Annotated in this window: 27 protein-coding genes and 1 pseudogene; 9 read left to right on the plus strand and 19 right to left on the minus strand. The window is 72.2% G+C overall.

All coding sequences use genetic code 11. From position 1 onward, the window contains the following. Window positions 1–80: 80 nt before the first annotated feature. Complete coding sequence (locus ACI2LY_RS07595; RefSeq protein WP_404706337.1) at window positions 81–2,129, minus strand: APC family permease; 2,049 nt, start codon at window positions 2,127–2,129, stop codon at window positions 81–83. A gap of 160 nt (window positions 2,130–2,289) precedes the next feature. Here ACI2LY_RS07595 and ACI2LY_RS07600 point away from each other — a divergent pair, with 160 nt between their 5' ends. From ACI2LY_RS07600 to ACI2LY_RS07610, 3 genes are all read left to right on the plus strand, one after another. Beyond that, complete coding sequence (locus ACI2LY_RS07600; RefSeq protein WP_389006250.1) at window positions 2,290–2,424, plus strand: hypothetical protein; 135 nt, start codon at window positions 2,290–2,292, stop codon at window positions 2,422–2,424. 112 nt (window positions 2,425–2,536) lie between these two features. Next, a complete protein-coding gene (locus ACI2LY_RS07605) occupies window positions 2,537–3,208 on the plus strand; it encodes a TrkA family potassium uptake protein (RefSeq protein ID WP_217464924.1) in 672 nt (223 codons plus the stop codon). After that, window positions 3,208–3,879 (plus strand): potassium channel family protein, encoded by a 672-nt coding sequence (locus ACI2LY_RS07610; protein ID WP_389006248.1) that lies wholly within the window; start codon window positions 3,208–3,210, stop codon window positions 3,877–3,879. The genes ACI2LY_RS07605 and ACI2LY_RS07610 overlap by 1 nt, the downstream gene beginning before the upstream one ends. A gap of 61 nt (window positions 3,880–3,940) precedes the next feature. Here ACI2LY_RS07610 and ACI2LY_RS07615 read toward each other — a convergent pair whose 3' ends face one another. The 7 genes and pseudogenes from ACI2LY_RS07615 to ACI2LY_RS07645 form a co-directional block, all read right to left on the minus strand. Beyond that, a complete protein-coding gene (locus ACI2LY_RS07615) occupies window positions 3,941–4,744 on the minus strand; it encodes a DUF3159 domain-containing protein (protein WP_404706338.1) in 804 nt (267 codons plus the stop codon). A 3-nt stretch (window positions 4,745–4,747) separates the two neighbouring features. Beyond that, window positions 4,748–5,146, minus strand: coding sequence for an OB-fold nucleic acid binding domain-containing protein (locus ACI2LY_RS07620; protein ID WP_078858303.1), 399 nt, complete (start codon window positions 5,144–5,146; stop codon window positions 4,748–4,750). Window positions 5,147–5,210: 64 nt separating this feature from the next. Then, window positions 5,211–5,897: a response regulator gene (locus ACI2LY_RS07625; protein WP_389006244.1), complete on the minus strand. Its 687-nt coding sequence runs from the start codon at window positions 5,895–5,897 to the stop codon at window positions 5,211–5,213. Then, window positions 5,894–8,443, minus strand: coding sequence for an ATP-binding protein (locus tag ACI2LY_RS07630; protein WP_404706339.1), 2,550 nt, complete (start codon window positions 8,441–8,443; stop codon window positions 5,894–5,896). Before ACI2LY_RS07630 ends, ACI2LY_RS07625 begins: the two co-directional genes overlap by 4 nt. Window positions 8,444–8,627: 184 nt before the next feature. Further along, entirely contained in the window at window positions 8,628–9,377 is a 750-nt protein-coding gene (locus ACI2LY_RS07635) for a DUF3710 domain-containing protein (protein ID WP_393592427.1), read from the minus strand. 1 nt (window position 9,378) lies between these two features. After that, window positions 9,379–9,927 (minus strand): annotated as a pseudogene (dut, locus tag ACI2LY_RS07640) (dUTP diphosphatase). Further along, window positions 9,924–10,502, minus strand: a complete 579-nt coding sequence (locus ACI2LY_RS07645; protein ID WP_393592429.1) for a PaaI family thioesterase — start codon at window positions 10,500–10,502, stop codon at window positions 9,924–9,926. Before ACI2LY_RS07645 ends, dut begins: the two are co-directional and overlap by 4 nt. A 90-nt stretch (window positions 10,503–10,592) precedes the next feature. Here ACI2LY_RS07645 and ACI2LY_RS07650 point away from each other — a divergent pair, with 90 nt between their 5' ends. Beyond that, window positions 10,593–11,057 carry a DUF3093 domain-containing protein gene (locus ACI2LY_RS07650; RefSeq protein WP_404706340.1) on the plus strand — a complete coding sequence of 155 codons (465 nt, stop codon included), beginning with the start codon at window positions 10,593–10,595 and terminating at the stop codon, window positions 11,055–11,057. 22 nt (window positions 11,058–11,079) lie between these two features. Here ACI2LY_RS07650 and ACI2LY_RS07655 read toward each other — a convergent pair whose 3' ends face one another. From ACI2LY_RS07655 to ACI2LY_RS07670, 4 genes are all read right to left on the minus strand, one after another. Next, window positions 11,080–12,009, minus strand: coding sequence for a hypothetical protein (locus tag ACI2LY_RS07655; RefSeq protein WP_404706341.1), 930 nt, complete (start codon window positions 12,007–12,009; stop codon window positions 11,080–11,082). Window positions 12,010–12,022: 13 nt separating this feature from the next. Then, window positions 12,023–12,319 carry a DUF4193 domain-containing protein gene (locus ACI2LY_RS07660; protein WP_005481602.1) on the minus strand — a complete coding sequence of 99 codons (297 nt, stop codon included), beginning with the start codon at window positions 12,317–12,319 and terminating at the stop codon, window positions 12,023–12,025. Between the two features lie 406 nt (window positions 12,320–12,725). Continuing rightward, window positions 12,726–14,003, minus strand: coding sequence for a sensor histidine kinase (locus tag ACI2LY_RS07665; RefSeq protein WP_404706342.1), 1,278 nt, complete (start codon window positions 14,001–14,003; stop codon window positions 12,726–12,728). Between the two features lie 6 nt (window positions 14,004–14,009). Beyond that, window positions 14,010–14,663: a response regulator transcription factor gene (locus ACI2LY_RS07670; protein ID WP_007387794.1), complete on the minus strand. Its 654-nt coding sequence runs from the start codon at window positions 14,661–14,663 to the stop codon at window positions 14,010–14,012. Window positions 14,664–15,077: 414 nt separating this feature from the next. On the opposite strand from ACI2LY_RS07670, the gene ACI2LY_RS07675 reads away from it, so the two are divergent. Next, window positions 15,078–15,251, plus strand: a complete 174-nt coding sequence (locus tag ACI2LY_RS07675; protein WP_389006231.1) for a hypothetical protein — start codon at window positions 15,078–15,080, stop codon at window positions 15,249–15,251. Window positions 15,252–15,294: 43 nt separating this feature from the next. On the opposite strand, the gene ACI2LY_RS07680 is transcribed toward ACI2LY_RS07675, so the two are convergent. Together ACI2LY_RS07680 and ACI2LY_RS07685 are read right to left on the minus strand one after the other, a co-directional pair. After that, entirely contained in the window at window positions 15,295–16,110 is an 816-nt protein-coding gene (locus tag ACI2LY_RS07680; protein WP_404706343.1) for an inositol monophosphatase family protein, read from the minus strand. Window positions 16,111–16,118: 8 nt separating this feature from the next. Further along, a complete protein-coding gene (locus tag ACI2LY_RS07685; RefSeq protein WP_404706344.1) occupies window positions 16,119–17,246 on the minus strand; it encodes a ferrochelatase in 1,128 nt (375 codons plus the stop codon). Between the two features lie 175 nt (window positions 17,247–17,421). On the opposite strand from ACI2LY_RS07685, the gene ACI2LY_RS07690 reads away from it, so the two are divergent. After that, a complete protein-coding gene (locus tag ACI2LY_RS07690) occupies window positions 17,422–18,660 on the plus strand; it encodes an MFS transporter (RefSeq protein ID WP_404706345.1) in 1,239 nt (412 codons plus the stop codon). After that, window positions 18,620–19,936, plus strand: coding sequence for a D-arabinono-1,4-lactone oxidase (locus ACI2LY_RS07695; RefSeq protein ID WP_404706346.1), 1,317 nt, complete (start codon window positions 18,620–18,622; stop codon window positions 19,934–19,936). The genes ACI2LY_RS07690 and ACI2LY_RS07695 overlap by 41 nt, the downstream gene beginning before the upstream one ends. On the opposite strand, the gene ACI2LY_RS07700 is transcribed toward ACI2LY_RS07695, so the two are convergent. Next, window positions 19,863–20,618: a hypothetical protein gene (locus tag ACI2LY_RS07700; protein WP_404706347.1), complete on the minus strand. Its 756-nt coding sequence runs from the start codon at window positions 20,616–20,618 to the stop codon at window positions 19,863–19,865. The two genes, ACI2LY_RS07695 and ACI2LY_RS07700, sit on opposite strands and share 74 nt — an antisense overlap. Window positions 20,619–21,099: 481 nt before the next feature. Between ACI2LY_RS07700 and sepH the strand changes: the two genes are divergently transcribed. Then, the gene (gene sepH, locus ACI2LY_RS07705) at window positions 21,100–22,143 is read left to right on the plus strand and encodes a septation protein SepH (protein ID WP_393911890.1); all 1,044 of its coding nucleotides are present in this window, start codon (window positions 21,100–21,102) and stop codon (window positions 22,141–22,143) included. A 55-nt stretch (window positions 22,144–22,198) separates the two neighbouring features. Here the strand turns inward: sepH and ACI2LY_RS07710 are convergent, their stop codons facing one another. After that, the gene (locus ACI2LY_RS07710; RefSeq protein WP_404706348.1) at window positions 22,199–23,041 is read right to left on the minus strand and encodes a sulfurtransferase; all 843 of its coding nucleotides are present in this window, start codon (window positions 23,039–23,041) and stop codon (window positions 22,199–22,201) included. Between the two features lie 286 nt (window positions 23,042–23,327). Here ACI2LY_RS07710 and ACI2LY_RS07715 point away from each other — a divergent pair, with 286 nt between their 5' ends. Beyond that, window positions 23,328–24,128, plus strand: a complete 801-nt coding sequence (locus tag ACI2LY_RS07715) for a VOC family protein (protein ID WP_404706349.1) — start codon at window positions 23,328–23,330, stop codon at window positions 24,126–24,128. Window position 24,129: 1 nt separating this feature from the next. Here ACI2LY_RS07715 and ACI2LY_RS07720 read toward each other — a convergent pair whose 3' ends face one another. The 3 genes from ACI2LY_RS07720 to ACI2LY_RS07730 are packed head-to-tail and all read right to left on the minus strand — an operon-like array spanning window position 24,130 to window position 26,612. Continuing rightward, the gene (locus ACI2LY_RS07720) at window positions 24,130–24,780 is read right to left on the minus strand and encodes a thymidine kinase (RefSeq protein ID WP_393592451.1); all 651 of its coding nucleotides are present in this window, start codon (window positions 24,778–24,780) and stop codon (window positions 24,130–24,132) included. A 45-nt stretch (window positions 24,781–24,825) separates the two neighbouring features. Beyond that, on the minus strand, window positions 24,826–26,016 hold the full coding sequence (locus ACI2LY_RS07725) for an alkaline phosphatase family protein (RefSeq protein WP_404706350.1): 1,191 nt from the start codon (window positions 26,014–26,016) through the stop codon (window positions 24,826–24,828). Beyond that, window positions 26,016–26,612 (minus strand): DUF5998 family protein, encoded by a 597-nt coding sequence (locus ACI2LY_RS07730; protein ID WP_389006210.1) that lies wholly within the window; start codon window positions 26,610–26,612, stop codon window positions 26,016–26,018. Before ACI2LY_RS07730 ends, ACI2LY_RS07725 begins: the two co-directional genes overlap by 1 nt. Between the last annotated feature and the right edge of the window lies 1 nt (window position 26,613).

The raw sequence follows: 26,613 nt of genomic DNA on the forward strand, positions 1-26,613 counted from the left end.
GGAGGGAGGGGCGGCCCCCCGAAGAGAGGCCCGCGCGGACAACAGCCGACCAGTCTACGGGGTCCCGCGCACCCCTTCCGTCACTCCTTCGCCCCCGCCCCGTCCTTCGGCCTCTCCGCGGGTCCGCGGCGTACCGCGCCCGGTGCGCTCCAGTTCTGTCGCCTGCGGGCACGGTCGCGGGCCACCTGGGAGGACTCGAGCTGGTACGGCACCGAGGTGACCATCACACCGGGCGTGAAGAGCAGTCGGCCCTTGAGCCGCAGGGCGCTCTGGTTGTGCAGCAGATGCTCGTACCAGTGACCCACCACGTACTCCGGGATGATCACCGACACCGCGTCGCGCGGGGACTCCTTGCGGAGGTTCTTGACGTACTCGATGATCGGCCGCGTGATCTCGCGGTAGGGCGAGTCCAGCACCTTCAGCGGTACGTCGATGCCGCGCCGCTCCCACTCACCGCGCAGCGCCTTCGTCTCCGCCGGGTCGACGTTGACGGTGAGCGCCTCCAGGGTGTCGGAGCGCATCAGCTTGGCGTAGGCCAGGGCGCGCAGGGTCGGGCGGTGGATCTTGGAGACCAGGACCAGGGAGTGCACGCGGGAGGGGCGCACGCTGTCGTCGGTGGGGCCGTCGATGGCGGAGATCTCGTCGGCGACCCGGTCGTAGTGCTTACGGATCGCGGTCATCGTCGCGTAGAAGATGCACATGCCCAGCAGGGCGACCCAGGCGCCGTGGGTGAACTTGGTGACCAGCACGACGACCAGCACCAGGCCGGTGAAGAAGGCGCCGAAGGTGTTGATCGCGCGGGCCCGCTTCATCCGGCTGCGCTCGGCCGGGTTCTTCTCGGTGGCGAGGTGCCGGTTCCAGTGCCGGACCATGCCGGTCTGGCTGAGGGTGAAGGACACGAACACGCCGACGATGTACAGCTGGATCAGCCGCGTGGAGTCGGCCCCGTAGATGACCACCAGCAGTGCGGCCGTGCCGGCGAGCAGCACGATGCCGTTGGAGAACGCCAGGCGGTCGCCGCGGGTGTGCAGCTGGCGGGGCAGATAGCGGTCCTGCGCCAGGATCGAGCCGAGCAGCGGGAAGCCGTTGTACGCCGTGTTCGCCGCGAGGAAGAGGACCAGGGCCGTCGCCGCCGCGAGGACGATGAACAGGAAGCTGCCCTTGCCGAACACCGCCTCGGCGACCTGGGAGATCACCGGGTTCTGTACGTAGCCGGGGCCGATGGGCACGCCGTCGCGCAGCAGGTCGGTCGCCGGGAACTCGGCCATGCGCACCTTGGTGGCCATGGCGAGGGCGATGATGCCGCAGAACATGGTGACGGCCAGCAGGCCCATCATGGCGAGCGTGGTCGCCGCGTTCTTCGACTTGGGCTTGCGGAAGGCGGGGACGCCGTTGGAGATGGCCTCCACGCCGGTGAGCGCGGCACAGCCGGAGGAGAACGCCCGCAGCAGCAGGAAGACCAGCGCGAAGCCCGCGAGGCCCTGGTGCTCGGCCCTGATGTGGAAGTCGGCCGTCGGGGCGCGCATGGTGTCCCCGAGGACCAGCCCGCGGAAGGCGCCCCACGCGATCATGATGAAGACGCCGCCGACGAACACGTAGGTCGGGATGGCGAAGAGCTTGCCGGACTCCTTCATGCCGCGCAGGTTCATCAGCGTCAGCAGCACGATCACGGCCGACGCGCAGAGCACCTTGTGCTCGACCACGAACGGGATGGCGGAGCCCAGGTTCTCGATGCCCGAGGTGATGGACACGGCGACGGTCAGCACGTAGTCGACCAGCAGGGCGCTGGCGACGGTGAGCCCGGCCCGGGGGCCGAGGTTGGTGTTCGCCACCTCGTAGTCACCGCCACCGCTGGGGTAGGCGTGCACGTTCTGCCGGTAGGAGGCGACCACCGTGAACATCAGCACGACGACCGCGACCGCGATCCAGGGGCTGAAGTGATACGCCGACACGCCCGCGATGGACAGGACCAGCAGAACCTCCCCCGGCGCGTAGGCGACGGAGGACAGCGGGTCGGAGGCGAAGACGGGGAGGGCGATGCGCTTCGGCAGGAGCGTCTCGCCCAGCCGATCGCTGCGCAGTGCGCGCCCGATCAGGATCCGTTTGGGCACGTCGGTCAGTTTGGACACGAGAGAGGATCGTAAGGGTTCGAACAGGCACCCGCCCACCCGGTGGTCACGTTCTGCCTCACGAGTGAAATCGGGGGCGTGCGGAAGTGGGGTGTGCCGGGTGTGCGCGCCCCCGTGCCTAGATGTCAGCCCCGGCCCGTCATCGCACTTCGGAGGTCCCATGCCCGCCGCCGCTGAGCTGCTCGGGGCCGTGCTCGCCCTGGCCGGCCTCGCCGTCCTCACCTGCTACAGCGTGCGCAGCATCACTCGGCGCCGGGCTCCGGGGGTGACCACGGTCACGGAACAGCGCAGATGAACGCCGTCACGGTGGGTTGACGCCGGGTACCGCGCACGCGCGTGTGCAGCTTTGGGCCCAGGTCTGAGACCCTGATGCCGAGCAGCAACTTTTGGACACCGGAAGGACGGTCGTGCACATCGTCATCATGGGCTGCGGCAGAGTGGGTTCCGCTCTCGCCCAGACCCTGGAGCAACAGGGCCACACGGTCGCGGTGATCGACCGGGACCCCACCGCCTTCCGCAGGCTGGGGCCGGGATTCGGCGGCCGCCGGGTCACCGGTGTCGGCTTCGACCAGGACACCCTGCGCGAGGCGGGCATCGAGGAGGCGGGCGCCTTCGCCGCGGTCTCCAGCGGTGACAACTCCAACATCATCTCCGCCCGGGTGGCCCGCGAGATGTTCGGCGTGGAGAACGTGGCCGCCCGGATCTACGACCCCCGCCGTGCCGAGGTGTACCAGCGCCTGGGCATCCCGACCGTCGCCACCGTCCGCTGGACCGCCGACCAGATGCTGCGCAGGCTGCTGCCCTCGGGCGCGGAGCCGCTGTGGCGCGATCCCACCGGTGGGGTGCAGCTCGCCGAGGTGCACGCCTCCGCGAAGTGGGTCGGCCACAAGATCAGCAAGCTCCAGGAGGAGACGGGCGTCCGCGTGGCGTTCCTGACCCGGCTGGGCGAGGCCGTGCTGCCCACCTCGCAGACGGTCCTCCAGGAAGGCGACCTGGTGCACGTGATGATGCGGACGGACGAGGTCGAGAAGGTCGAGGCGGCGTTCGCCGAGGGCCCCGAAGAGGAGGGCGGTCACTGATGAGGGTCGCCATTGCCGGAGCCGGGGCGGTCGGCCGCTCTATCGCGGCGGAACTGCTGGAGAACGGCCACGAGGTCCTGCTGATCGACAAGGCGCCGACCGCCATCTCGGTGGAGCGGGTGCCGCAGGCGGAGTGGCTGCTGGCCGACGCCTGTGAGATCACGGCCCTGGACGAGGCCGCGCTGCAGCGCTGCAACGTCGTGATCGCCGCGACCGGCGACGACAAGGTCAACCTGGTCGTCTCGCTGCTCGCCAAGACGGAGTACGGCGTCCCGCGCGTCGTCGCCCGGGTGAACAACCCCAAGAACGAGTGGCTCTTCAACGAGTCCTGGGGTGTGGACGTGGCCGTCTCCACGCCGCGTCTGATGTCCGCCCTGGTCGAGGAGGCGGTGAGCGTCGGCGATCTGGTCCGGCTGCTGCGCTTCAGCCACGGCGACGCCAACCTGGTGGAGCTGACCCTGCCCGAGGAGTCGGCGCTGGCCGGCACCCAGGTCGGGGACGTGGAGTGGCCCGAGGACACCAGCCTGGTCACCATCATCCGCGGCACCCGCGTGCTCACGCCGTCCAAGGAGGACTCCCTGGAGGCGGGCGACGAACTCCTCTTCGTGGCCGCGCAGGCCCGCGAGGAGCAGCTGGAGGACCTGCTGTCGGTCCGCCGCGACACCGCCTGAGGCCGGACGCACGAAGAGAGGGCCTACGGATATCCGTAGGCCCTCTCTTCGTGCACAGCCTCTACGCGCCCCTGCGGTGCCGTCCCGCCGCCGCGTCGCCGTTCTCGGCGGCGGCGCCCTCGCGCTCGGCCTTCGCCGCCTCCTCCGCCTTCTCGGCGGCCTCCATCTCGGCGAACACGTCGATCGGCGGCGGCGCCTTGGCGAGGAAGACCCAGGTGAGCCAGACCGCCAGCAGGAAGGGCGGGATCTTCAGGATGACGAGGATCCAGCCGAGCTGGGTGGTGTCGGCCCACCAGTAGAGCGGGAAGAGGATCGCGCACTTGGCGAGCAGGATCAGGCCCCAGGCCCAACTGGCCTTGGCGTACGCCTTCTTGCGGCCGGGGTTGCGGGTGCGCCAGGAGAGGTTCTCCTTGAACACCGGGCCCAGCATCAGACCGATCAGCGGCACCCCGGCGAGGGTCGTGATGATGTACGCGAGCGCCAGGCCCAGGGTGTAGAGCATGCCGGGCAGGTAGAAGTCCTTGGCGTTGCCCGTGAACATGGCGAACACGACGCCGAAGGCCACACCGAAGACACCGCTGAAGGCGTGCTTGACGGTGTCCTTGCGCAGCAGCCGGACCACGAGCATGACCACCGCGACGCCGAGCGCGGCGATCGCGGAGAGATGCAGGTCCTTGTTGATCGTGAAGATCGTGACGAAGAGCAGGCCGGGCAGCACGGTCTCGACCATGCCGCGGACGCCGCCGAACGCCTCGAACAGCGCGGCCTCGGTGACCGCGCGGGAGTCGTGGCCCCGCTCGGCCTCGGGAGTGCCGTCCGGCGGGCTCTGTCCGGCGTCTTGGGTCGGCTTGTCGAGGGACGTCACCGGCTACTCCCGTCCGAGGGGTCGCAGTTCGTATTTCGGGTTGAACAGCACGCGGCGGCCCCGGCTCATCGAGATCCGGCCCGATGCGATCAGCTTGCGTCCCGGTTCTATGCCCGTGATGGAGCGCCTGCCCAGCCACACCACGTCCAGAGCGGCGGTGCCGTCGAACAACTCCGCCTCCAGCGCCGGGACTCCGGCCCGCGGCCGCAGGGTGACCGTGCGCAAGGTACCAGTTACGGTGACGATCTGCCGGTCGTGGCAGTCGCCGATCCGGGTGCAGCCCGCGGTCTCGGTGTCCTCCCGCAGCTCCTCCGACTCCAGGTCCTCCTGCGAGGTGGAGAGCCGGTCCAGCATGCGGCGGAACCGGCCTGCCGGCTTTTCGGAACGAGGAACGCCACTCATGTCTGAAGCCTACCGGGGTGTGCCCGTGAGGCCGTACTCCAGAGGGACGCGATCGAACACCGGTTCACTTCTCGAAGCGGTAGCCCATGCCGGGTTCGGTGATGAAGTGCCGGGGGTGCGCGGGGTCCGCCTCCAGCTTGCGGCGGAGCTGGGCCATGTAGACCCGCAGATAGTTGGTCTCGGTGCCGTAGGAGGGCCCCCAGACCTCCCGCAGCAGCTGCTTCTGGCCGACCAGGCGGCCGGTGTTGCGCACCAGCACCTCCAGCAGGTGCCACTCGGTCGGGGTGAGCCGTACGTCCCGGCCCGCCCGGTCGACCTTCTTGGCGGCCAGGTCGACGGTGAAGCCGTCCGTCTCCACGGTGGTCACGTCGTCCTCGCCGGGACCGACCGGCTCGGCCCGGCGCACGGCGGCCCGCAGCCGGGCCAGGAGTTCGTCCATGCCGAAGGGCTTGGTGACGTAGTCGTCGGCGCCCGCGTCCAGCGCCTCGACCTTCTCGTCGGAGGAGTGCCGGGCGGACAGCACCAGGATGGGCACCCGGGTCCAGCCGCGCAGTCCCCGGATCACCTCGACGCCGTCCATGTCGGGCAGGCCCAGGTCGAGGACGATCACGTCGGGGTGGCGGGAGGCGGCGAGCTGGAGCGCGGTGCGGCCGTCGGGGGCCGAGTCGACGTCGTACGAGCGCGCCTTGAGGTTGATCACGAGGGCCCGCACGATCTGCGGTTCGTCGTCGACCACCAGCACCCTGGTCATTGCGGCTGCCTTTCCTGTTCTGCGGTGTCCTGCCCCGCGTGCGGGGGCTCGGGGCGGGCGGCGCGGAGGCTGAGCACCATGGTGAGTCCGCCGCCGGGGGTGTCCTCGGCGGTCAGGGTGCCCTCCATGGCCTCGGCGAAGCCGCGGGCCACCGCGAGGCCGAGTCCGACCCCGGCGCCGCGCGGGGCGTCGCCGTACCGCTGGAACGGCTCGAAGATACGGTCCTTCGCGTCGTCCGGCACGCCGGGCCCCCGGTCCACGACCCGCACCTCGACCCGGTCCACCAGGGCACTGGCGGAGACGGTGACGCGCTGGCCGGGCGGGCTGTACTTGACGGCGTTCTCCACCAGGTTGGCCACCGAGCGCTCCAGCAGTCCGGGGTCGACGGCGACCATGGGCAGCGTCTCGGGCACGTCCAGGCCGACGCTGTCCTCGGGGACGCCGACCAGCGCCATCGGCACCACCTCGTCCACGTCGATCTCGCGGATCAGCGGGGTGACGGTGCCGGTCTGCAGGCGGGACATGTCGAGCAGGTTGCCCACCAGGTGGTCGAGCCGGTCGGCGCCCTCCTCGATGCCCTCCAGCAGCTCGGCCCGGTCCTCCTCGGACCAGGCCACGTCGTCGGAGCGCAGGGAGGTGACGGCGGCCTTGATCCCGGCGAGCGGGGTGCGCAGGTCGTGGCTGACGGCGGCGAGCAGGGCGGTGCGGATGCGGTTGCCCTCGGCGAGCGCGCCCGCCCGGTCGGCCTCGGCCTTGAGGCGACGCCGGTCGAGCACGACGGCGGCCTGCGCGGCGAAGGCGGCCAGCACCCGGCGGTCCTCGGCGGGCAGTACCCGGCCGGTGAGCGCGAGCGCCATGTGGTCGCCGACCGGCATGTCCACGTCGGCGTCCTCGGGCCGCTCCAGCGGGGGTCCGAGACCGGCGCGCCCGGCGCAGGTCCAGGGCTCCAGGTCGCCCGCCCGTTCCAGCAGGGCGGCGGACTCCATGGCGAAGGTCTCCCGGACGCGCTCCAGCAGCGCCTCCAGGCTGGTCTCGCCGCGCAGCACGTTCCCGGCGAGGAAGGAGAGGATCTCCGACTCGGCCCGCAGCCGGGACGCCTGATGGGTGCGGCGGGCGGCGAGGTCGACCACGGAGGCGACCGCCATGCCCACGCCGAAGAAGATCGCGATGGCGACGATGTTCCGGGGGTCGGAGACGGTCAGCCGGTGCAGGGGCGGGGTGTAGAAGAAGTTCAGCAGCAGGGAGCCCAGCGCGGCCGATGCGAGCGCGGGCAGCAGCCCGCCGAGCAGCGCGGCCGCGACCGTGATCGCCAGGAACAGCAGCATGTCGTTGGCGAGGCCGAGGTCGACGGCGTTGAGCAGCAGCGCCATCAGGGCGGGGCCCGCGAGCGCCATCGCCCACCCCGCGACGATCCGGCCCCGGCCGAGCCGGGAGCCACGCGCCACGGGCAGCCCGCGCCCCTTGGCGACCTCCTCGTGGGTGACGATGTGCACGTCGAGGTCTGGCCCGGACTCGCGGGCCACGGTGGCGCCGACGCCGGGTCCGAAGACGTACTGCCATGCCTTGCGGCGCGAGGAGCCGAGCACGATCTGGGTGGCGTTGACACCGCGCGCGAAGGCCAGCAGGGCGGCCGGTATGTCGTCGCCGACCACGTGGTGGAAGGTGCCGCCCAGGTCCTCCGCCAGGGTGCGCTGGAGGGCGAGTTCCTTCGGGGAGGCGGCGGTGAGGCCGTCGCTGCGGGCTATGTAGACCGCCAGCACCTCGCCGCCCGCGCCCTTCTCGGCGAGCCGGGCGGCGCGGCGGATCAGGGTGCGCCCCTCGGGTCCGCCGGTCAGACCGACCACGATGCGCTCGCGGGAGCCCCAGATCCGGGAGACCCGGTGCTCGCTGCGGTAGGCGTTCAGATGCTCGTCGACCCGGTCGGCCACCCACAGCAGGGCCAGCTCGCGCAGGGCGGTGAGGTTGCCGGGGCGGAAGTAGTTGGACAGGGCCGCGTCGACCTTGTCGGGCTGGTACACGTTGCCGTGCGCCATGCGGCGGCGCAGCGCCTGCGGGGACATGTCGACCAGCTCGATCTGGTCGGCCCGGCGGACCACCTCGTCGGGCACCGTCTCGCGCTGGCGCACCCCGGTGATCGACTCGACCACGTCCCCGAGGGACTCCAGGTGCTGGATGTTGACGGTGGAGACCACGTCGATCCCGGCGGCGAGGAGTTCCTCCACGTCCTGCCAGCGCTTGGTGTTGCGGGAGCCGGGGACGTTGGTGTGCGCCAGCTCGTCCACCAGGGCGACGGCGGGCGCGCGGCGCAGTACGGCGTCGACGTCCATCTCCTCGAAGGCGGCACCCCGGTGCGCCAGCCGCCCGCGCGGCACCTGCTCCAGGCCGTGCAGCAGCACCTCGGTACGGGGCCTGCCGTGGTGCTCGACGTACGCCACCACGCAGTCGGTGCCCCGCTCCAGTCGGCGGTGTGCCTCGGCGAGCATGGCGTAGGTCTTGCCCACGCCCGGTGCCGCGCCGAGGTAGATCCGAAGCTTGCCGCGTGCCATGGCCCCATTGTCTTTCCGGTGACTGCCGTCTGCGCCGCGTCGACCTTACGGCGGGCGGTGCGGACAAAGCGGACGGGGAGCCGCGCGACGGGACGCTTTGACGCAACCCTGACGCCTCGGGCGCACGGACGCGCGAAGGGCCGCACCCCCCGGGGGTACGGCCCTTTCGCTCGTGTCTCCTCGCTCAGCGGACCTCGGTGATCTCCGGGCCGCGCTGGAGCTGGCCCATGCCGCCGGAGAAGCGGGAGCCCTCCTCCTGCTGGACGCCCTCGGGGACCATCTGGGCGTCGTTGGGCAGCTTGAGGACGATCGGGTCGCGGGGCGCCATCGGGCCCTCGCCGCGCACCACGACGGTGTCCCGGAAGATCTGCTCCAGCAGCCCGGCCGCCTGCGGCTGCACCGCGCCCTGGCCGGAGATCACACCGCGCAGGAACCAGCGCGGGCCGTCCACGCCGATGAACCGCACGACCTGGAAGCCGCCCGTGCCGTCCGGCAGCTGCACCGGCACCTGGGCCCGCAGCTCCCAGCCGAGGGGGCCCTCGACCTCGTCGACGATGCCGCCCTGCTGGGTGATGCCGCCCGCGATCTCGTCGCGGACCTCGCCCCAGATGCCCTCGCGCTTGGGGGCGGCGAACGCCTGGAGCTGGACGGCGCTGTCGCGCAGTACGACGGTCGCGGCGACGATCGCGTCACCGGCGACCTCGACCCGCAGTTCCATGCCGTCGACCCCGGGGACGAACAGGCCGCCCAGGTCGACGCGGCCCTCGGCCGGGTCGCGCACCTCGGTGGAGTCCCAGGGTCCGTCGGGCCGCGGCTCGGGCTCGAGCCGTACCCGCGTCTGCTCTTCCGCCTCGGTGTCGACGCTGTCGACGACCTGCTCGGCCTCGCCGGCCGCGCCCTCGGCGGCACCCTTCTTGTTGCGACGTCCGAACACGTCACTGTCCTTCCCGGTCGGATACGACCGAAGCGTATCGATTCCCACCCGCCCGGCCACCCGCGGCGGCCGGACCCGTCGTGCCGCGCTAGCCGTCCACCGAGGCATGGCCTCCGGTGGACCCGAAGCCCCCCTCGGCCCTCACCGAACCGGGAAGTTCCGCGACCTCCTGGAAGCGGACCCTCTCGACCTGCTGGACGACCAGTTGAGCAATCCGGTCGAAGCGCTCGAACCGCACCGTCTCGCGCGGATCGAGATTCACCACGATCACCTTGATCTCTCCACGGTACCCGGCATCAACCGTCCCCGGGGCGTTCACAAGCGCCACTCCGCAGCGGGCCGCGAGCCCTGAGCGGGGGTGCACGAAGGCCGCGTACCCCTCGGGCAGCGCGATGGCCACACCCGTGGGCAGCACGGCCCGCTCACCGGGCTTGAGTTCGCGCGCCTCGGTGGTGCGCAGATCGGCCCCGGCGTCCCCGGGGTGCTCGTACGCCGGAAGCGGTACGTCGGGGTCGATGCGGCGGAGGGAGACGTCCAGCGGCCGGCTCACGGGTTCACCTCGAAGGCGCGGGAGCGCCGGATCTGGTCCGGGTCGCTCATGGCGGCCTGGATCTCCTGCTCGCGGCCGTGCTCGGTGAAGTGGTCGACCTTCACCTCGACGAACAGCGCCTCCGCGCGCACGGCGACCGGGCCCTCGGGTCCGCCGATGCGGCCGGTCGCGCGGGAGTAGATCTTGCGTCCGGCGACCGCGGTGACCTCGGCCTGAAGGTGCAGCACGGTGCCGACGGGCACCGGGGCCACGAAGTCGGTCTCCAGCCGTCCGGTGACGGCGATGGTGCGCAGCAGCCAGTTCAGCGAGCCGAGGGTCTCGTCCAGGGCGGTGGCCAGTACGCCGCCGTGCGCGAGGCCGGGGGCGCCCTGGTGGGCGGGCTGGACGGTGAACTCGGCGGTCAGCGAGACGCCGTCGCCCGCGCGTGCCTCCAGGTGCAGCCCGTGCGGCTGTCCGGGGCCGCAGCCGAAACAGTGTTCGTAGTGGGCACCGAGCAGCTCACCGGGCTCGGGGGCGTCGGGGTGCCGGACGGGCGGCTTCGCGTCGGCGGGGGGCTGGAGGCTGGCTGAACTCACAGGCGCAGACCTTACCGGTCCGCCCTGTGGCCGCCAGCACGCCGCCGCCCCGGCGTCCGGGATGTCCGTCCACCGTGCCAAGCTTGGCTCATGCAGCTCTCCGCCGCCCCCTACGAAGAACGTCTGACCGCCCCCCGCTCGTGGTGGCTGATCAGCGTGCTCGTGGGCGTCTCGTTCGCCCTGATCCTGCTGCCCTTCGGCACCCTGCCGCTGCTCGGCGGCCTGGTCGGCGGCACGGCCGTCGCGGCGGTGATGGCCAGCGCGTACGGCTCCCCGCGCATCCGTGTGGTGGGCGACGCGCTGCTCGCGGGCGAGGCCAGCATCCCGGTGTCGGCGCTCGGCGCGACCGAGGTGCTGGACGCGGAGGAGGCCCGCGCCTGGCGCACCCACAAGGCCGACGTCCGCGCGTTCCTGCTGCTGCGCGCCTACATCCCGACGGCGCTGCGGGTCGAGGTCACCGACCCCGAGGACCCGACGCCGTACCTGTACCTGTCGACGCGTGAGCCGGAGAAGCTGGCGGCGGCGATCGCGGGCGCGAAGACCGCGGCCGCCTGAGCCGCGCCGGACCAGCGGCACGTCAACTGCCGGTGCCCTCCGGGTATCCGGCGATCTTCAGCGGGTCCTCGGGCTCCTCCAGCGGCGGCAGATCGGGCAGCTCGCCCCAGGGGATCTGGCTCTTGCGCAGGTCGGTCCGCACGCGTTCGGCGAGCTTCCTGGTGTCCCGGCGGTTCATGACCGCGCCGACGGCGGCGCCGACCATGAACGGCATGAGGTTGGGCAGGTTGCGGACCATGCGCTTCATGATCTGCTGGCGCAGTTCGCGTTTCATCCGGCCGCCGAGGGCGACGTCGATGGTCGCGGGCTTCATCACGTCGATCCCGCGCTCCCCCGACCAGGAGGACAGATACGCGGTGCTGCGGGTGCGGAGGTTCCCCGGCGGGCGCAGGCCGTAGACCTCGTGCAGCTCGGCGATGAGCTTCAGCTCGATCGCGGCGACCCCGGTGATCTCGGCGGCCAGCTCGGTGGGCATGGCGGGCGGTACGGGGAGCATGGCGGCCGCGCCGATCCCGGCGCCGACCGTGGAGGTGCCGTTGGCCGCTCCGGCCACCAGCTTGTCGGCGAGCTGCTCGGGCCCGAGGCCCGGGAACTGCCGACGCAGCGTCGCCAGGTCGCGTACGGGCACGCGCGGGGCGAGTTCGATGATCCGGTCGGCGAGGTAGGCGATTCCCGCGCGCGCGTGGGTGCCGCCCCGGCGGGCGCCCTCGCGGGCCAGCAGCCGGGCCCGGGTGCGCACGGCGGCGGCCCGGCCCGGCGGTCGCGGTTCCGCGCGGCCGGGGGACTCCCCCGTCCTGGCCGCGCCGGACCCGGACGCCGGTTCGAGCGAGGCCCCCGGTTCGGCGGGGCCCCGCTCGTCGTCGTCACGCGTGCCGTGCGAGCCCTTCACGGGCCCTTTGTCCGCTCCCGGCAAATGGAAGCGGCGCTTCCGCGGAGGGGTCGAGCCAGTCACGGCCGACCCGTCCTCAGTCGCAGTCGCGGCAGATCGGCTGGCCGTTCTTCTCACGGGCCAGCTGGCTGCGGTGGTGGACCAGGAAGCAGCTCATGCAGGTGAACTCGTCCTGCTGCTTGGGCAGCACACGGACGGCCAGTTCCTCGTTGGAGAGGTCGGCGCCCGGCAGCTCGAGGCCCTCAGCGGCCTCGAACTCGTCGACGTCCACCGCGGAGGTGGACTTGTCGTTCCGGCGGGCCTTCAGCTCCTCGAGGCTGTCCGAGTCGACGTCGTCGTCGGTCTTGCGTGGAGTGTCGTAATCGGTAGCCATGTGTCACTCTCCCCCTCTGGGTATCTGCGGTGTCTTCAGCGCACGTAACGCGTGAGAGGCCGGACTTGTGCCCGACCTGAGGCGGAGATTTTGCCTCACATCAAGGTCTGTTACTCAATCGACACCCAACCCGGTCCCTCGCGAGTGATCGGCTTGGATGGCGGTGAGGACCGTACACGGTAGAGATGCCGCACCTCAAAGGCGCCTCATCGTGTACTTCCCGTGATCAGGAGCCTTGAAAACCCGGATTTTCCCGGCTTTACGGCCCCCTCCATGATCACAGTGAGTGCATGGCTGGAAATCCGCCCATGTGATTGATCACACAGGGAAAACCTCTTTCGGTGCTCGGAAAATTCCGCGCGAAGCGAACATCCTCCGCGAGTGTCGGGATCTGTGACAAGCAAGGTCACAACGGGAGAGTCACCCGCATCACCAGACCGCCTCCCTCGCGCGGAACGGCCGAGATGTGGCCGCCGTGCGCGCGGGCCACGGACCGGACGATGGACAGGCCGAGCCCGACCCCCTTGTCGCTGCCCGTACGCTCCGTGCGCAGCCGCCGGAAGGGCTCGAAGAGGTTGTCGATCTCGTAGGCGGGCACCACGGGCCCGGTGTTGGAGACGGTCAGCACCGCGCGGCCGTGCTGGACCGCCGTACTGACGTCGACCCAGCCGCTCTCCGCCGCCTCACCGTCGCGCGTCTCGTCCGGGGCCACGTTGTAGCGCACCGCGTTCTGTACGAGGTTGAGCGCGATGCGTTCCAGCAGGACGCCGTTGCCGCGCACCACGGCGGGCTCCAGCTCGCTGCGGATCTCCACGCTCCGCGCATCGGCCTCGCCGCGCACCTGGTCGATGGCCTGCCCGGCCACCTCCGCGAGGTCCACCGGACCCCGCTCCACGATCTGGTTGTCGCTGCGGGCGAGCAGCAGCAGGCCCTCCACCAGTTGCTCGCTGCGCTCGTTGGTGGCCAGCAGCGTCTTGCCGAGCTGCTGGAGCTCCACCGGGGCGTTCGGGTCCGAGAGGTGCACCTCCAGCAGGGTGCGGTTGATCGCCAGCGGGGTGCGCAGCTCGTGCGAGGCGTTGCCGACGAAGCGCTGCTGGGCGGTGAAGGCCCGCTGGAGCCGCTCCAGCATGTCGTCGAAGGTGTCGGCCAGCTCCTTCAGCTCGTCGTCCGGGCCGTCCAGCTCGATCCGGCGGGACAGGTCGGACCCGGCCACCTGACGGGCGGTGCGGGTGATCCGGCCCAGCGGGGAGAGCACCCGGCCGGCCATCGCGTAGCCGAAGGCGAAGGCGATCACCGCGAGGCCCAGCAGGGCCAGCAGCGAGCGGCTGAGCAGGTTGTCCAGGGCCACCTGGCGCTGGTGGTCGACGCACTGGCTGATCGCGGTGTTGAAGTCCTGCAGCGACAGGCTGGTGGTGTTGTTGATCGCCGGGCAGTTGCTGCTGGAGACCCGGAGGTCCTGATAGCCGACGATCTTGAACAGCGGCTGGTTGCCGGTGCTGATCGCCTGGGCGGCCAGCAGATAGATGATCGACAGCAGCAGGATGCCCGCGATCAGGAACATGCCGCCGTACAGCAGGGTGAGCCGTATCCGGATGGTCGGACGCAGCCAGGGGAAGGGCGGCTGGGGGCGGGGGTCCCAGGTGGGCTTCGGGGGCGCCTGGGGCGGCGCGGGGGTGGCGGCCACGGGGGATCAGATCCGGTAGCCGGAGCCGGGCACGGTCACGATCACCGGGGGTTCGCCCAGTTTGCGGCGCAGCGTCATCACCGTCACCCGCACCACGTTGGTGAAGGGGTCGGTGTTCTCGTCCCACGCCTTCTCCAGCAGCTGCTCGGCCGAGACGACGGCGCCCTCGCTGCGCATCAGCACCTCCAGCACCGCGAACTCCTTGGGCGCGAGCTGGACCTCCTTGCCGTCGCGGAAGACCTCGCGGCGGTTGGGGTCGAGCTTGATCCCGGCCCGCTCCAGGACGGGGGGCAGGGGCACGCTGGTGCGGCGGCCGAGCGCGCGCACGCGCGCGATCAGCTCACTGAAGGCAAACGGCTTGGGCAGGTAGTCGTCGGCGCCGATCTCGAGACCCTCGACGCGGTCGCTGACGTCGCCGGAGGCGGTGAGCATGAGCACGCGCGTGGGCATCCCCAGCTCCACGATCCGGCGGCAGACGTCGTCGCCGTGCACGAGCGGGAGGTCGCGGTCGAGGACGACCACGTCGTAGTCGTTGACACCGATGCGCTCCAGGGCGGCCGCGCCGTCGTACACGACGTCGACGGCCATGGCCTCCCGGCGCAGTCCGGTGGCCACCGCATCGGCGAGCAACTGCTCGTCCTCGACGACGAGTACACGCACGTCGCTAGTCCTTCCTGAAGTCCACCCGCGTGGGCCGCGCCGGGGCGCGGGCGGGGTGGAGCCGTCCGTGGGATCGTGGCCTCCATCCTGCCCTTTTCGGCCATAAGTCGGCTGTAAGCCGGGTGCGGGACCGCAGGGGCGGGGGTGGCGGGACGAGAATGCCGGAATTTCTCCCGTCGGCGAGGTTTCCGTGCGGAGGCGGGCGGGGAGGACGGCTTTACACCCCGCGATCACGCTCTGCATGTGCCGCAGCACCATGCGGTACTCCGCGATCACTCCGCGGAGCGGGCGCGGGTGTCCGGCACCGTCGCCGCCCAGCAGGGCAGCGCTGGGCACCTGCGGCGATGATCGCCCCTTCATTGACCTGGCACACCCCGTGCCACCGGCCCACGACCCAGGACGAGGGGGCGCAGCATGGACGCTTTCACCACGGGACTTCTGCAGCGCATAAAGACGACCGAGTCCGATCTGACGCGGGCGCGTGACGAAGGGGACGACTTCCTCGTCGAGGTGGAGCAGGGCGAGCTGGACGACCTGCGCCGCCTCGCCGCCGAGCACGGCGTGGAGGTCGGCGTCACCCACGCCTGACCGACCCCGGAAACAATGGCGGGATCGGTCCTGCCGGGTGCGGTCAGCCCTGCCAGGCGCCGAAGTCCCCCAGGAGCCGCTGGAGGGGCTCGAAGACGCTCGGCGTGCCCGCGAGCGTCAGCACGCCCGACGGGCGCTCTCCGGGCCGTCCACCGGTCATGGCGCCCGCTTCCCGCGCGATGAGGTCCCCGGCCGCCACGTCCCACGGGTTGAGCCCGCGCTCGTAGTAGCCGTCGAGCCGTCCGCAGGCCAGGTCGCACAGGTCGATCGCCGCCGAGCCGCCGCGCCGGATGTCGCGGACCAGCGGGATCAGCCGGGCCGCGATCTCAGCCTGGCGGGCGCGGACCTCGGTGACGTAGTTGAAGCCGGTGGAGACCAGCGCCTGGTCCAGCGGGGCGGGCGGACGGCAGGCCAGCGGGCGCTCGCCCTCCCACGCGCCGGTGGCCCAGGCACCCCCGCCGAGCACGGCCTGGTAGGTCTCGCCGCGCATCGGGGCCGCGACCACTCCGGCCACGGCCTCCCCGTCGACCTCGGCCGCGATGGACACGGCCCAGGTCGGCAGCCCGTACAGGTAGTTGACCGTGCCGTCGAGCGGGTCGATCACCCAGCGGACTCCGCTGGTGCCCTCGGAGCTGGCACCCTCCTCACCGAGGAACCCGTCGTCGGGGCGGCGGCCGGAGATCAGGTCGACGATCAGCTTCTCGGCGGCGAGGTCCATCTCGGTGACGACATCGACCGGACTGGACTTGGTCGCCGCCACCGTGAGGTCGGCCGGACGCCCGTCGCGCAGCAGCGCGCCCGCGTGACGGGCCGCCTCCTGGGCGAGCTGGAGCAGTTCGAGGTGGAGCGGGTCGGTCACGGGTCTCCTTACGCGTAGGTGCTGTCGGCGCCCGCGGCGGCCGGGCGGGGGGCGCGGGCCGGACAGCAGCCGATCGGGCACACGTCGTGGCTCGCGCCGAGGGCGCCCAGGGCGCACGGCGTGACGGCCTCGCCGCGCTCGGTCTCGGCGCGCTCCACGACGAGGTCACGGACGGCGGCCGCGAAGCGGGGGTCGGCGCCCACGGTGGCCGAGCGGCGTACCGGCAGGCCCAGCTCCGCCGCCTTGGCCGTGGCCTCGGTGTCGAGGTCGTAGAGGACCTCCATGTGGTCGGAGACGAAGCCGATGGGGGCCATGACGACGGCCGGGACCCCGGCGGCGTGCCGCTCTTCCAGGTGGTCGCAGATGTCCGGCTCCAGCCAGGGGATGTGCGGGGCGCCGGAGCGGGACTGATAGACGAGCTGCCAGGGGTGATCCACGCCGGTGCGCTCGCGGACGGCGTCGGCGATCAGCTGGGCCACCTCGAGGTGCTGGGCGACATAGGCGCCGCCGTCGCCGTGGTCCTCGACGGGGCCGGAGGTGTCGGCGGCGGCGAGCGGGATGGAGTGGGTGGTGAAGGCGAGGTGGGCGCCGTCGCGGACGTCTTCGGGGAGGTCGGCGAGCGAGCGCAGCACGCCGTCGACCATGGGCTCGACGAAGCCGGGGTGGTTGAAGTAGTGCCGCAGCTTGTCGACCTTCGGGGGCGTCAGCCCCTCGCCCTCCAGCGTGGCGAGCGCGTCGGCCAGGTTCTCCCGGTACTGGCGGCAGCCCGAGTAGGAGGCGTAGGCGCTGGTGGCGAGGACCAGGACGCGGCGGCGGCCGTCGGCGGTCAGCTCGCGCAGGGTGTCGGTGAGGTACGGCTGCCAGTTGCGGTTGCCCCAGTAGACCGGGAGGTCAAGACCGTGGTCGGCGAAGTCCTTGCGCAGGGCGTCCAGCAGCTCACGGTTCTGCTCGTTGATCGGGCTGACCCCGCCGAACAGGAAGTAGTGCTGCCCGACCTCCTTGAGGCGCTCCTTGGGGATGCCGCGGCCGCGCGTGACGTTCTCCAGGAACGGGACCACGTCGTCCGGCCCTTCGGGGCCGCCGAAGGAGAGCAGGAGGAGGGCGTCGTAGGGGGTCACATCGCGCGCTTCTGGCATGACTCGATCCTGCCACCCGCCACTGACAGTGGTGAAACGGCACGGGGGTGCGCCGGAAAAGTGGGCTCTGGGAATGATTCATCCCGTGCGACGAGTGGCTGCGTTAGGGTCACCTAACTCGTAAGCTGTATCCACTCTCTTCGCGCCTTACCGAGCAGTCCAGACGGAGTCCCGCGTGCCCAGCCCCTACCGAGCCCTGTTCACCGAACCGGGCACCAAGAGCTTCTCCGCCGCGGGCCTCGTCGGGCGGATGCCGCTGTCGATGATGGGCATCGGCGTGGTCACGATGATCTCCCAGCTCACCGGGCGCTATGGGCTCGCGGGCGCGCTCTCGGCCACCATGGCGCTGTCCGCCGCCGTGCTCGGGCCGCGGATCTCCCGCCTGGTGGACCGGCACGGCCAGCGCCGGGTGCTGCGTCCCGCGACCCTGGTGGCGCTCACCGCGGGCGCCGGGCTGCTGCTCGCCGCCCATTTCCGCTGGCCCGACTGGACACTGTTCGCCTTCGCGGCCGGGGTCGGCGCGGTGCCCAGCCTGGGCGCGATGATCCGGTCCCGCTGGGCCGCGCTGTACGGCGGCGACCCGAGGCTGCACACCGCCTACTCGTTCGAGTCGGTCGTCGACGAGGTCTGCTTCATCTTCGGGCCGATCATCTCCATCGGCCTGTCCACGGCCTGGTTCCCGGAGGCGGGCCCGCTGCTCGCGGCCTGCTGCCTGGCCGTCGGCGTCTTCTGGCTGACCGCCCAGCGCGCCACCGAGCCGGTGCCGCACCCGCGCGAGCACCACGGCGCGGGCAGCGCGCTGCGCTCCCCCGGACTCCAGGTGCTGGTGGCGGCCTCCGTGGCCACGGGCACGATCTTCGGCGCGATCGACGTGGTCACCGTCGCCTTCGCCGACGAGCGCGGCCACAAGGGCGCGGCGAGCGTGGTCCTCGCGCTCTACGCGGCCGGGTCGTGCGCCGCGGGCCTGGTCTTCGGCCTGCTGCGCGTCTCCGGTCCGCCGCAGCGCCGGTGGCTGCTGGGCACGGGCGCGATGGCCATGAGTATGATCCCACTCCTACTGGTCGGAAACCTGGCACTTCTGGCCGCGGCACTGTTCGTCGCGGGACTGTCCATCGCACCGACGATGATCACGACGATGTCCCTCATCGAACAGCACGTACCTCGCGCGAACCTCACCGAGGGCATGACCTGGGTGGGCACCGGTCTGGCGGTCGGGATCGCGCTCGGCTCCGCCATGGCGGGCTGGGTGATCGACGCGGCCGGGGCGCGCGCCGGGTACGGGGTCCCGGTGGCAGCCGGGGCCGTCGCGGTGGTGGTCGGTTTCCTCGGGTACCGCCGGCTGTGCAGGCCGGTCACGGGGCGGGGAGGCACCGTTGAGCAGCACGGCGAACGGGAAGCACGGAACGTGGCGTAACTGGGGCGGCAACGTCACCGCCCGGCCCGCCCGGCAGGTGACTCCGGCCTCGGTCGAAGAGCTGGCCGCCGAGGTGCGCGAGGCCGCCGAGCGGGGGCTGCGGGTCAAGGCGGTGGGCACCGGGCACTCCTTCACCTCCGTCGCCGCCACGGACGGGGTGCTGATCCGCCCCGACCTGCTGACCGGCATCCGGGGCATCGACCGCGCCGCCATGACCGTCACGGTCGAGGCGGGCACCCCGCTGAAGCGGCTCAACGCGGCGCTGGCCCGCGAGGGACTCTCGCTCACCAACATGGGCGACATCATGGAGCAGACCGTCGCCGGGGCCACCAGCACCGGCACCCACGGCACCGGCCGGGAGTCCGGCTCCATCGCCGCGCAGATCACGGGGCTCGAACTCGTCACCGCCGACGGCTCGGTGCTCACCTGCTCCGCCGAGCAGAACCCGGAGATCTTCGCGGCCGCCCGGATCGGCCTCGGCGCGCTGGGCGTGGTCACCGCGCTGACCCTCGCCGTCGAGCCGCTGTTCCTGTTGAACGCCCGCGAGGAGCCGATGCCGCTCGACCGGGTGCTGGCGGAGTTCGATCAACTCTGGGCGGAGAACGAGCACTTCGAGTTCTACTGGTTCCCGCACACCGGCAGCACCAACACCAAGCGCAACAACCGCAGCGACGGCCCCGCGCGGCCGGTGGGGCGGGCGGCGGGCTGGTTCGAGGACGAGTTCCTGTCCAACGGCGTCTTCCAGGTGGCCCAGTGGATGGGGCGGGCCGCCCCCGTCTCCGTCCCGGCCATCGCCCAGGTCTCCAGCCGGGCGCTGTCCGCGCGGTCGTACACCGACATCCCGTACCGGGTGTTCACCACGCCGCGCCGGGTGCGGTTCGTGGAGATGGAGTACGCGGTGCCGCGCGCGGCCCTGGCCGAGACGCTGCGCGAGCTGAAGGCCGTGATCGAGCGGTCGGGGCTGCGGATCAGCTTCCCGGTCGAGGTGCGCACCGCCCCGGCCGACGACATCGCGCTGTCCACGGCCTCGGGCCGGGACAGCGCCTACATCGCGGTGCACATGTTCCGGGGCACCCCGTACCAGGCGTACTTCAGCGCGGCGGAGCGGGTGTTCACCGCGCATGAGGGCCGTCCGCACTGGGGGAAGGTGCACACGCGGGACGCCGGTTACCTCGAAGGGGTGTATCCGCGCTTCGCCGAGTTCACGGTGTTGCGGAACCGGCTGGACCCGGAACGGCTGTTCCAGAACGACTACTTGCGGAGGGTTCTGGGGTAGGGGGCGTCCCCTCGGTGGCGCCCTCGCTCGGGGTGGGGGCCGGGGTCGTCGCGTCCTGGCTCGGCGCGGTGCTCGGCCCGTCGCTCGGGGTCCGGGTGGTCTCGGGCGACGTCGGACGCGTGGTGGCGCTGCCGCCGGACGGGGTCTCCTCGGTCGGGTCCGTGGTCCCGGACGGGGTGGTGACGGGGGTCGGATTCTCGTCCCGGCGCTGGTGGTGGGAGGCGTTCCGGCCGCCGACCGCGTCGCTGACGGTGGTGCCGGAGCCGCCGCTGAAGCTGTTGCCGGACGCCGCCTCGTAGGCGGTGATGCCGCCCATGGTGACGCCGAAGACCAGGGCCGCGGCGAGCAGCGGACGCTTCCAGCTCTTGACCTTCGCGCGGTAGACGGTGCCCTCGGTGAACTCGCCCGCGGCGGGCTCGGGGTGACCCGCGGCGACGGCGATACGGGGCCGGGTGGTGTCCCTGACCTCGCGGAACTGCTCCCCCGTGCGCCGGAAGAACTGCTGGAAGACCGAGCCGCCGCAGGTGGCGACGATGCTGACCACCCCGGCGCCCAGGATCGTGCCGTACACCCCGAAGTAGGAGGCCATCTTGGCCGCCACGACCGCCGCGAGCGCGCTGCCCGCGACCTGGGGGACGTTCAGGTCGAACCGCTTTCGACCCGCATCGGGCGTTTCACGCATACCCGGAACCCGCTGCCTTTCCTTCGCTCGGCGTCGACACCTGTCGACATGTGACGAGTGAGGGACGTGCGAACGAAACCATTAGTTCCGTTTCGCCGGATTGCGTGAACTTCGCCACGTTGGTGACCGTCGGAACCCGCCCATGGGCGGCCAAGTCGCACCCCCCGACTGAAGTTGAGCGGCGCGCCGAACCACGCGCATGGCCCGAATGGAGTACTGTTGCGAGCCCTGGGCACGGGTGTCCCATCGGGATGTCCGAAGCCCCGCAGGGCCGCCAGGAGGGGGAAAGTTGCACAGGGTGATGGAGTTCGTCACTCAGCGTTGCAAACAGGTAACCGTGCCATAACGGCGGTGCTCGGCTCGCGCCCGACACGCCGGGCAACTCGGCAAGGTTGTGGCAGGTTGCGCTCGGGCAGGCCACACTCGACTAGCGGAAGCAGCGACGCACGTGACGTCGGCAGGCACCATCCGGGAGGTCCCCATGCCCGAACTGCGTGTCGTGGCCGTCTCGAATGACGGCACACGGCTGGTGCTCAAGGCTGCCGACGCGACGGAGTACACCCTTCCGATCGACGAGCGGCTGCGCGCCGCCGTGCGCGGTGACCGCCCCCGCCTCGGCCAGATCGAGATCGAGGTGGAGAGCCACCTCCGCCCCCGTGACATCCAGGCGCGGATACGAGCCGGTGCCACCGCGGAAGAGGTCGCCACGCTCGCCGGTATCCCGGTCGACCGGGTCCGCCGCTTCGAGGGGCCCGTGCTCGCCGAGCGCGCCTTCATGGCCGAGCGCGCCCGCAAGACCCCCGTCCGCCGCCCCGGTGAGAACTCCGGCCCGCCGCTCGGCGAGGCCGTGCAGGAGCGGCTGTTGCTGCGCGGGGCCGAGAAGGACACCGTGCAGTGGGACTCCTGGCGCCGCGACGACGGCACCTGGGAGGTCCTGCTCGTCTATCTGGTCGCGGGCGAACCGCACTCGGCGAGCTGGACGTACGACCCGCCCCGGCGGCTCGTCCAGGCCGTCGACGACGAGGCGCGCTCGCTGATCGGCGAGTCCGACGACCTCGCGGTGCCGGAGCCCAGCTTCCCGTTCGTCCCGCGTATCGCGCGGCTGCCGCGCGACCGCGGCATGGACCGTGCTCTGGAGCGGGTCGACCGCGAGCGGCCCAGCCTGCCCGCGCAGCCGTCCGAGCCCGTCGAGGAGAACACGGGCGAACGCGACTCCCTGACCAGCCTGTTGGAGGCCGTGCCGAGCTTCCGGGGCGACCTGGTGGTGCCGGAGCGGCCGCCGGAGCCTCCGGAGGAGGCGGCGGCCGAGGAGGTCCTGGAGGAGGAGCCCCCGGCGCCCGCCGCGTCGGCCGGTTCCGCCTACGCGGACGTGCTCATGCCCCGTGCCGTCTCCAGTCACCGCGACCGGCTGACCGGCGCGACGGACCGTCAGGCCGAGGCCGACGGGGTGCGCCCCGGCCGCCGGGCCGCCGTGCCGAGCTGGGACGAGATCGTGTTCGGGACCCGGCGCAAGAAGCAGGAGTAGCGAGAGCGTAGGGAAGCGTAGGGGGAACGCGGGTGCGCTCCCCCTCTCGTCGTGCCTAGCGCGGGTCCGGGCCGACCGCGACCGGGCGGGACGGGTCGTTGGACCACTCCGACCAGGAACCCACGTACAGCGCGGCCGGGATGCCCGCGACCGCGAGGGCCAGCACCTCGTGGGCGGCGGAGACGCCGGAGCCGCAGTAGACACCGACCGGCGCGTCACCGGAGACGCCCAGCGCCTTGAAGCGGTCACGCAGGTCGGCGGCGGGCAGGAAGCGGCCGTCCGGACCCACGTTCTCCATCGTCGGCGCCGACAGCGCGCCCGGAATGTGGCCGCCGACCCGGTCGATGGGCTCCACCTCGCCCCGGTACCGCTCCCCCGCGCGCGCGTCCAGCAGGACGCCCGAGCCCGCCAGTCCGGCCGCACTGTCCGCGTCGAGCACCCCGGTCGGCTCCGGCAGCGGCTCGAAGTCGCCCTCGGCCGGGGCCGGTGTCTCTGTCGACAACGGGCCCTCCCATGCCGTCAACCCGCCGTCGAGCACCCTCACGTTCGGGTGACCCGTCGCCCGCAGCAGCCACCAGGCGCGGGCGGCCGCCCAGCCCTGTCCGCCGTCGTACACGACGACCGGGGTCCCGGCGGAGACGCCCGCGCGGCGCATGGCGGCGCCGAACTCGACGATGTCCGGCAGGGGATGGCGGCCGCGCGGGCCGGGGGGCGCCGCCAGCTCCCGGTTCAGGTCGACGAAGACCGCGCCGGGGAGGTGTCCGGCCTCGTAGGCGGCACGGGCGTCGAAGGCGGGGGCGTCCGGCGCGCTCAGCTGCCAGCGCAGGTCCAGCAGCGTCGGCGGGGTCGGCCCGGCCAGCTCCCGGGCGAGTTCGGGGGCGGTGATGATGACTGTCATGGCGCCATCCTCGCGCACGGGGTGGCCGCCACGCCCGGTCCCCACTCCTCCGCTCGGCCGGACAGCCGCGATCACACGGCGTACGGTATCGGGCACACAGTGTGCGTTCGGCGGCACTCGCCGGTCATCGCCCGCGCGGCGAACGGCGGCCGACCGGATCTTCCGCCGGTCCGTGTGCCGCCCCGTACCCATGGCGGCACGGGCACGCGGGCGTCGGTCGACCGGCCCCGCCCGCAGGGCGCGGATGCGACACGGCCCCCATGAGGGACCGGAGAGAGAGTGAGCGATGACCGAGGCACCGGAGTCTGCGGGTCCACGAGCGCCGCACGCGCCCGGCACCCCGTGCTGGGTGAGCCTGATGACGCGGGCGGCGGACGCCGCCGAGGAGTTCTACGGGGCCCTGTTCGGCTGGGAGTTCCGGCCCGGCCCGCTCGGCCGCCCGGTGCGGGCGTCGCTGGGCGGCCGGGAGGTGGCGGTGATCGGCCAACTGCCCCCGGACGCCGGTCTGTCGGCGGCCTGGACGCCCTATCTCGCCTCGGACGACGTGGACCTCACGGCCGAGCGGGTGCGGCTGTCCGGCGGCACGGTGGCGGTGGGCCCGCTGGACGCGGGCGACAACGGCCGGGTGGCCATCGCCGCCGACCCGTCCGGCGCGGTCTTCGGCTTCTGCAGCGCCTTGACTCACCCCGCCCCACCGCGCGGCGGCGGACCGGGCCTGCCCGCGTGGAACGAGCTGCGGACCGCGTCGGCGGTGCGCGTGACGACGTTCTACGCGCGGGTGTTCGGCTACGAGGCGGAGCCCCCGTCGGCCCCGGACCACATCACCCTGCGCAGCGGCGGCCGCCCGGTGGTGGCCCTGCGCGGCATGGGCCAGGCCCTCCCCCGCGCCCTGGGCGCGCACTGGCTCCCCCACTTCGAGGTGACGGACACCGACGCCACGGTGCGGCAGGTGCTGGAGTTCGGCGGCCACCTGCTGGAACCGGCCCACGACACCCCGTACGGCCGGGTGGCCACGGTGGCCGACCCGCAGGGGGCGCGGTTCGGCGTGGTGGGCAAGATCGGTACCGTGCCGCGGCCGCGCGGGTAGGTCAGCCCGAGGTGACCGGCAGCACGTCCGGGGACAGGGCGCCCGCCTGGGTGGACGCGGCCGTCATCCGGCGGCGGTGGTGACGGCGACACAGGACCTCGTAGCCGACGGCGGTCGCCGGGCGGTTCACGTCGCCGATCACCACCTGCTCGCCCTCCACCACCATCTCGCCGCCGACCGTACGGGCGTTGTGCGTGGCGCGGGCTCCGCACCAGCACATCGCCTCGACCTGGAGCGTCTCTATCCGGTCCGCGAGTTCGATCAGGCGCTGGGAGCCGGGGAAAAGCTTGGTGCGGAAGTCGGTGGTGATGCCGAAGGCGAAGACGTCCAGGTCCAGGTCGTCCACGACGCGGGCCAGCTGGTCGATCTGCTCGGGGCCGAGGAACTGGGCCTCGTCCACGATCACGTAGTCGACCCTGCCGCCGCGCGACATCAGGGCCACGACATGGCCGTACAGGTCCATGCCCGGCATCGCCTCGACCGCGTCGGTGACCAGGCCGAGGCGGGAGGACAGTTTGCCCTCACCGGCGCGGTCGTCCCGCGTGAAGATCAGACCCTGGAGTCCTCGCGCCGAGCGGTTGTGCTCGATCTGCAGCGCCAGGGTCGACTTCCCGCAGTCCATCGTTCCGGAGAAGAACACCAGCTCGGGCATGAGGGGTTGAGCACCTTTCGGCGAGTTGACACGGTGGGGGGAGGGTCAGGAGCGGACTTCGAGGAGGGGGATGAGCTGCTCGGCCGGGGTCATCGAGCCGTGGTTGCCGACCATCAGTGACTCCTTGGGCTCGCGCTCGGAGGCGGTGATGAGCACGTCGTCGTACGCGGCGGCGACCACGTCCCCGATCCTCGGGTACACCCGCTCGTCCACGTGCGGGCCGAACCAGCCCGCCCGGATCGCCTCGTCGCGGGAGGCGATCCAGAAGCGGTCGCCGAGCACCTCGCGCCAGCAGGTCAGTACGTCGTTCGCGGCGCCGGGCACCGCGTAGACGTGCCGGGCGCGGCCTTCGCCGCCGAGGAGGGAGACTCCGGCGCGCAGTTCCCAGTCCTCGTCGAAGTCGAGGCGGTGCTCCTCGTCGAAGGGGATGTCGATCATGCCGTGGTCGGCGGTGACGTAGAGCGCGCTGCGCGGCGGGAGCTGTTCGGCCAGGCGCTGGGCGAGCCGGTCGACGTACATCAGCTGACCGCGCCAGGTGTCGGAGCCGATGCCGTAGCGGTGTCCGGCGCCGTCGAGTTCGGCGTAGTACGTGTAGACCAGCGAGCGGTCACCGGCGGCGAGCTGCTGGGCCGCGAGGTCCATGCGCTCCTCACCGGCGAGGCTGCCGACGAAGGTGCCGCCGCTGAGGGCGACCTTGGTCAGCGGGGTGTTCTGGAAGTGGGGCGACGACACCTGGGCGGCGTGCACCCCGGCGCGGTCGGCCAGCTCGAACACGGTCGGGTACGGCTGCCAGGCGTGCGGCGGGGTCCAGGGCTGCCAGCGGAGCTGGTTCATCAGCTGCCCGGTGTCCGGGTCGCGCACGGTGTAGCCGGGCAGGCCGTGCGCGCCGGGCGGCAGTCCGGTGCCGACGGAGCCCAGCGAGGTCGCGGTGGTCGCGGGGTAACCGGCGGTGAGGGGGCGGCCGGTGCCGCCGCGCGAGCTGCCCAGCAGCGAGTTGAGGAACGGCGCCTCGTCGGGGTGGGCGCGCAGCAGCTCCCAGCCGAGCCCGTCGACGAGGAAGACGCAGACCCGGTCGGCCGGGGTCAGCTCGGCGATGGTGGGGGTCAGGCCGGGGACGCCCAGGCCCGCGGCGAGGGTGGGCAGCAGGTCGGCGAGGGAGCCGTGGCCGTACTCGGGCAGCGGGGCGGAGGACAGGGCGAGCGGTTCCAGGGCGTCCCAGGGTGAGGGCTGCGACATCAGCGGGTGACGTCCGCGGTCGCCTCGGAGATGGCCTGCGCGAAGGCGAGCGTCTGGCGCACGGTCTCCGGGCCGTCCCCGGCCTCGCTCACGCGCAGGCTGAGGTCGTCGGCGGTGGAGCTGCCGGTGTAGCCGTGGTCGGCCTCGCAGTTCGGGTCGCCGCAGGCGGCGGGCTCCAGGTCGAGGCGGCTGACCGCGCCCCAGCCGATGGTGAGGACGACCTCGCGGGGCGGGGTGCCCGGCGTGTACTGCTCGGGGTTGGCCACCACCCGGCTGACCACGACGGAGGAGATCCGGCCGATCTTCACGGACTCGGTCGACGTGGTGGCGTACGGCGTCGGGGAGGTGCCGTCGGCGGCCTGCTCGTCGGTGTGGCTGACGATGAAGCGGTTGGCGGTGAGCACGAGGACGGTCACATGGCGGCGGACCTCGTTCTGGTCGAACGTGGTCTCCTGGTGGACCAGGTACGACCGGACGGGCTCGCCGCCGACAGCGGCCTCCACCGCCTCGGCCACGAGGGCCGGGTAGTAGCCGCTGCGCTCGATCGCCGCGCGGAGCCCCTGGGTCGTCGTACTGGTCTTGGCCATGGCGTCCATC

Source organism: Streptomyces sp. NPDC002176 (assembly GCF_044903645.1).
GTDB lineage: Bacteria > Actinomycetota > Actinomycetes > Streptomycetales > Streptomycetaceae > Streptomyces.

Bases quoted from the DNA above. Each gene is read 5' to 3' on its own strand.
- ACI2LY_RS07600 (WP_389006250.1), top strand. From the start codon at position 2,290: ATGCCCGCCGCCGCTGAGCTGCTCGGGGCCGTGCTCGCCCTGGCCGGC.
- ACI2LY_RS07610 (WP_389006248.1), top strand. From the start codon at position 3,208: ATGAGGGTCGCCATTGCCGGAGCCGGGGCGGTCGGCCGCTCTATCGCG.
- ACI2LY_RS07620 (WP_078858303.1), bottom strand. From the start codon at position 5,146: ATGAGTGGCGTTCCTCGTTCCGAAAAGCCGGCAGGCCGGTTCCGCCGC.
- ACI2LY_RS07625 (WP_389006244.1), bottom strand. From the start codon at position 5,897: ATGACCAGGGTGCTGGTGGTCGACGACGAACCGCAGATCGTGCGGGCC.
- ACI2LY_RS07630 (WP_404706339.1), bottom strand. From the start codon at position 8,443: ATGGCACGCGGCAAGCTTCGGATCTACCTCGGCGCGGCACCGGGCGTG.
- ACI2LY_RS07650 (WP_404706340.1), top strand. From the start codon at position 10,593: ATGCAGCTCTCCGCCGCCCCCTACGAAGAACGTCTGACCGCCCCCCGC.
- ACI2LY_RS07660 (WP_005481602.1), bottom strand. From the start codon at position 12,319: ATGGCTACCGATTACGACACTCCACGCAAGACCGACGACGACGTCGAC.
- ACI2LY_RS07675 (WP_389006231.1), top strand. From the start codon at position 15,078: ATGGACGCTTTCACCACGGGACTTCTGCAGCGCATAAAGACGACCGAG.
- ACI2LY_RS07685 (WP_404706344.1), bottom strand. From the start codon at position 17,246: ATGCCAGAAGCGCGCGATGTGACCCCCTACGACGCCCTCCTCCTGCTC.
- ACI2LY_RS07700 (WP_404706347.1), bottom strand. From the start codon at position 20,618: ATGCGTGAAACGCCCGATGCGGGTCGAAAGCGGTTCGACCTGAACGTC.
- sepH (WP_393911890.1), top strand. From the start codon at position 21,100: ATGCCCGAACTGCGTGTCGTGGCCGTCTCGAATGACGGCACACGGCTG.
- ACI2LY_RS07710 (WP_404706348.1), bottom strand. From the start codon at position 23,041: ATGACAGTCATCATCACCGCCCCCGAACTCGCCCGGGAGCTGGCCGGG.
- ACI2LY_RS07715 (WP_404706349.1), top strand. From the start codon at position 23,328: ATGACCGAGGCACCGGAGTCTGCGGGTCCACGAGCGCCGCACGCGCCC.
- ACI2LY_RS07720 (WP_393592451.1), bottom strand. From the start codon at position 24,780: ATGCCCGAGCTGGTGTTCTTCTCCGGAACGATGGACTGCGGGAAGTCG.
- ACI2LY_RS07725 (WP_404706350.1), bottom strand. From the start codon at position 26,016: ATGTCGCAGCCCTCACCCTGGGACGCCCTGGAACCGCTCGCCCTGTCC.
- ACI2LY_RS07730 (WP_389006210.1), bottom strand. From the start codon at position 26,612: ATGGACGCCATGGCCAAGACCAGTACGACGACCCAGGGGCTCCGCGCG.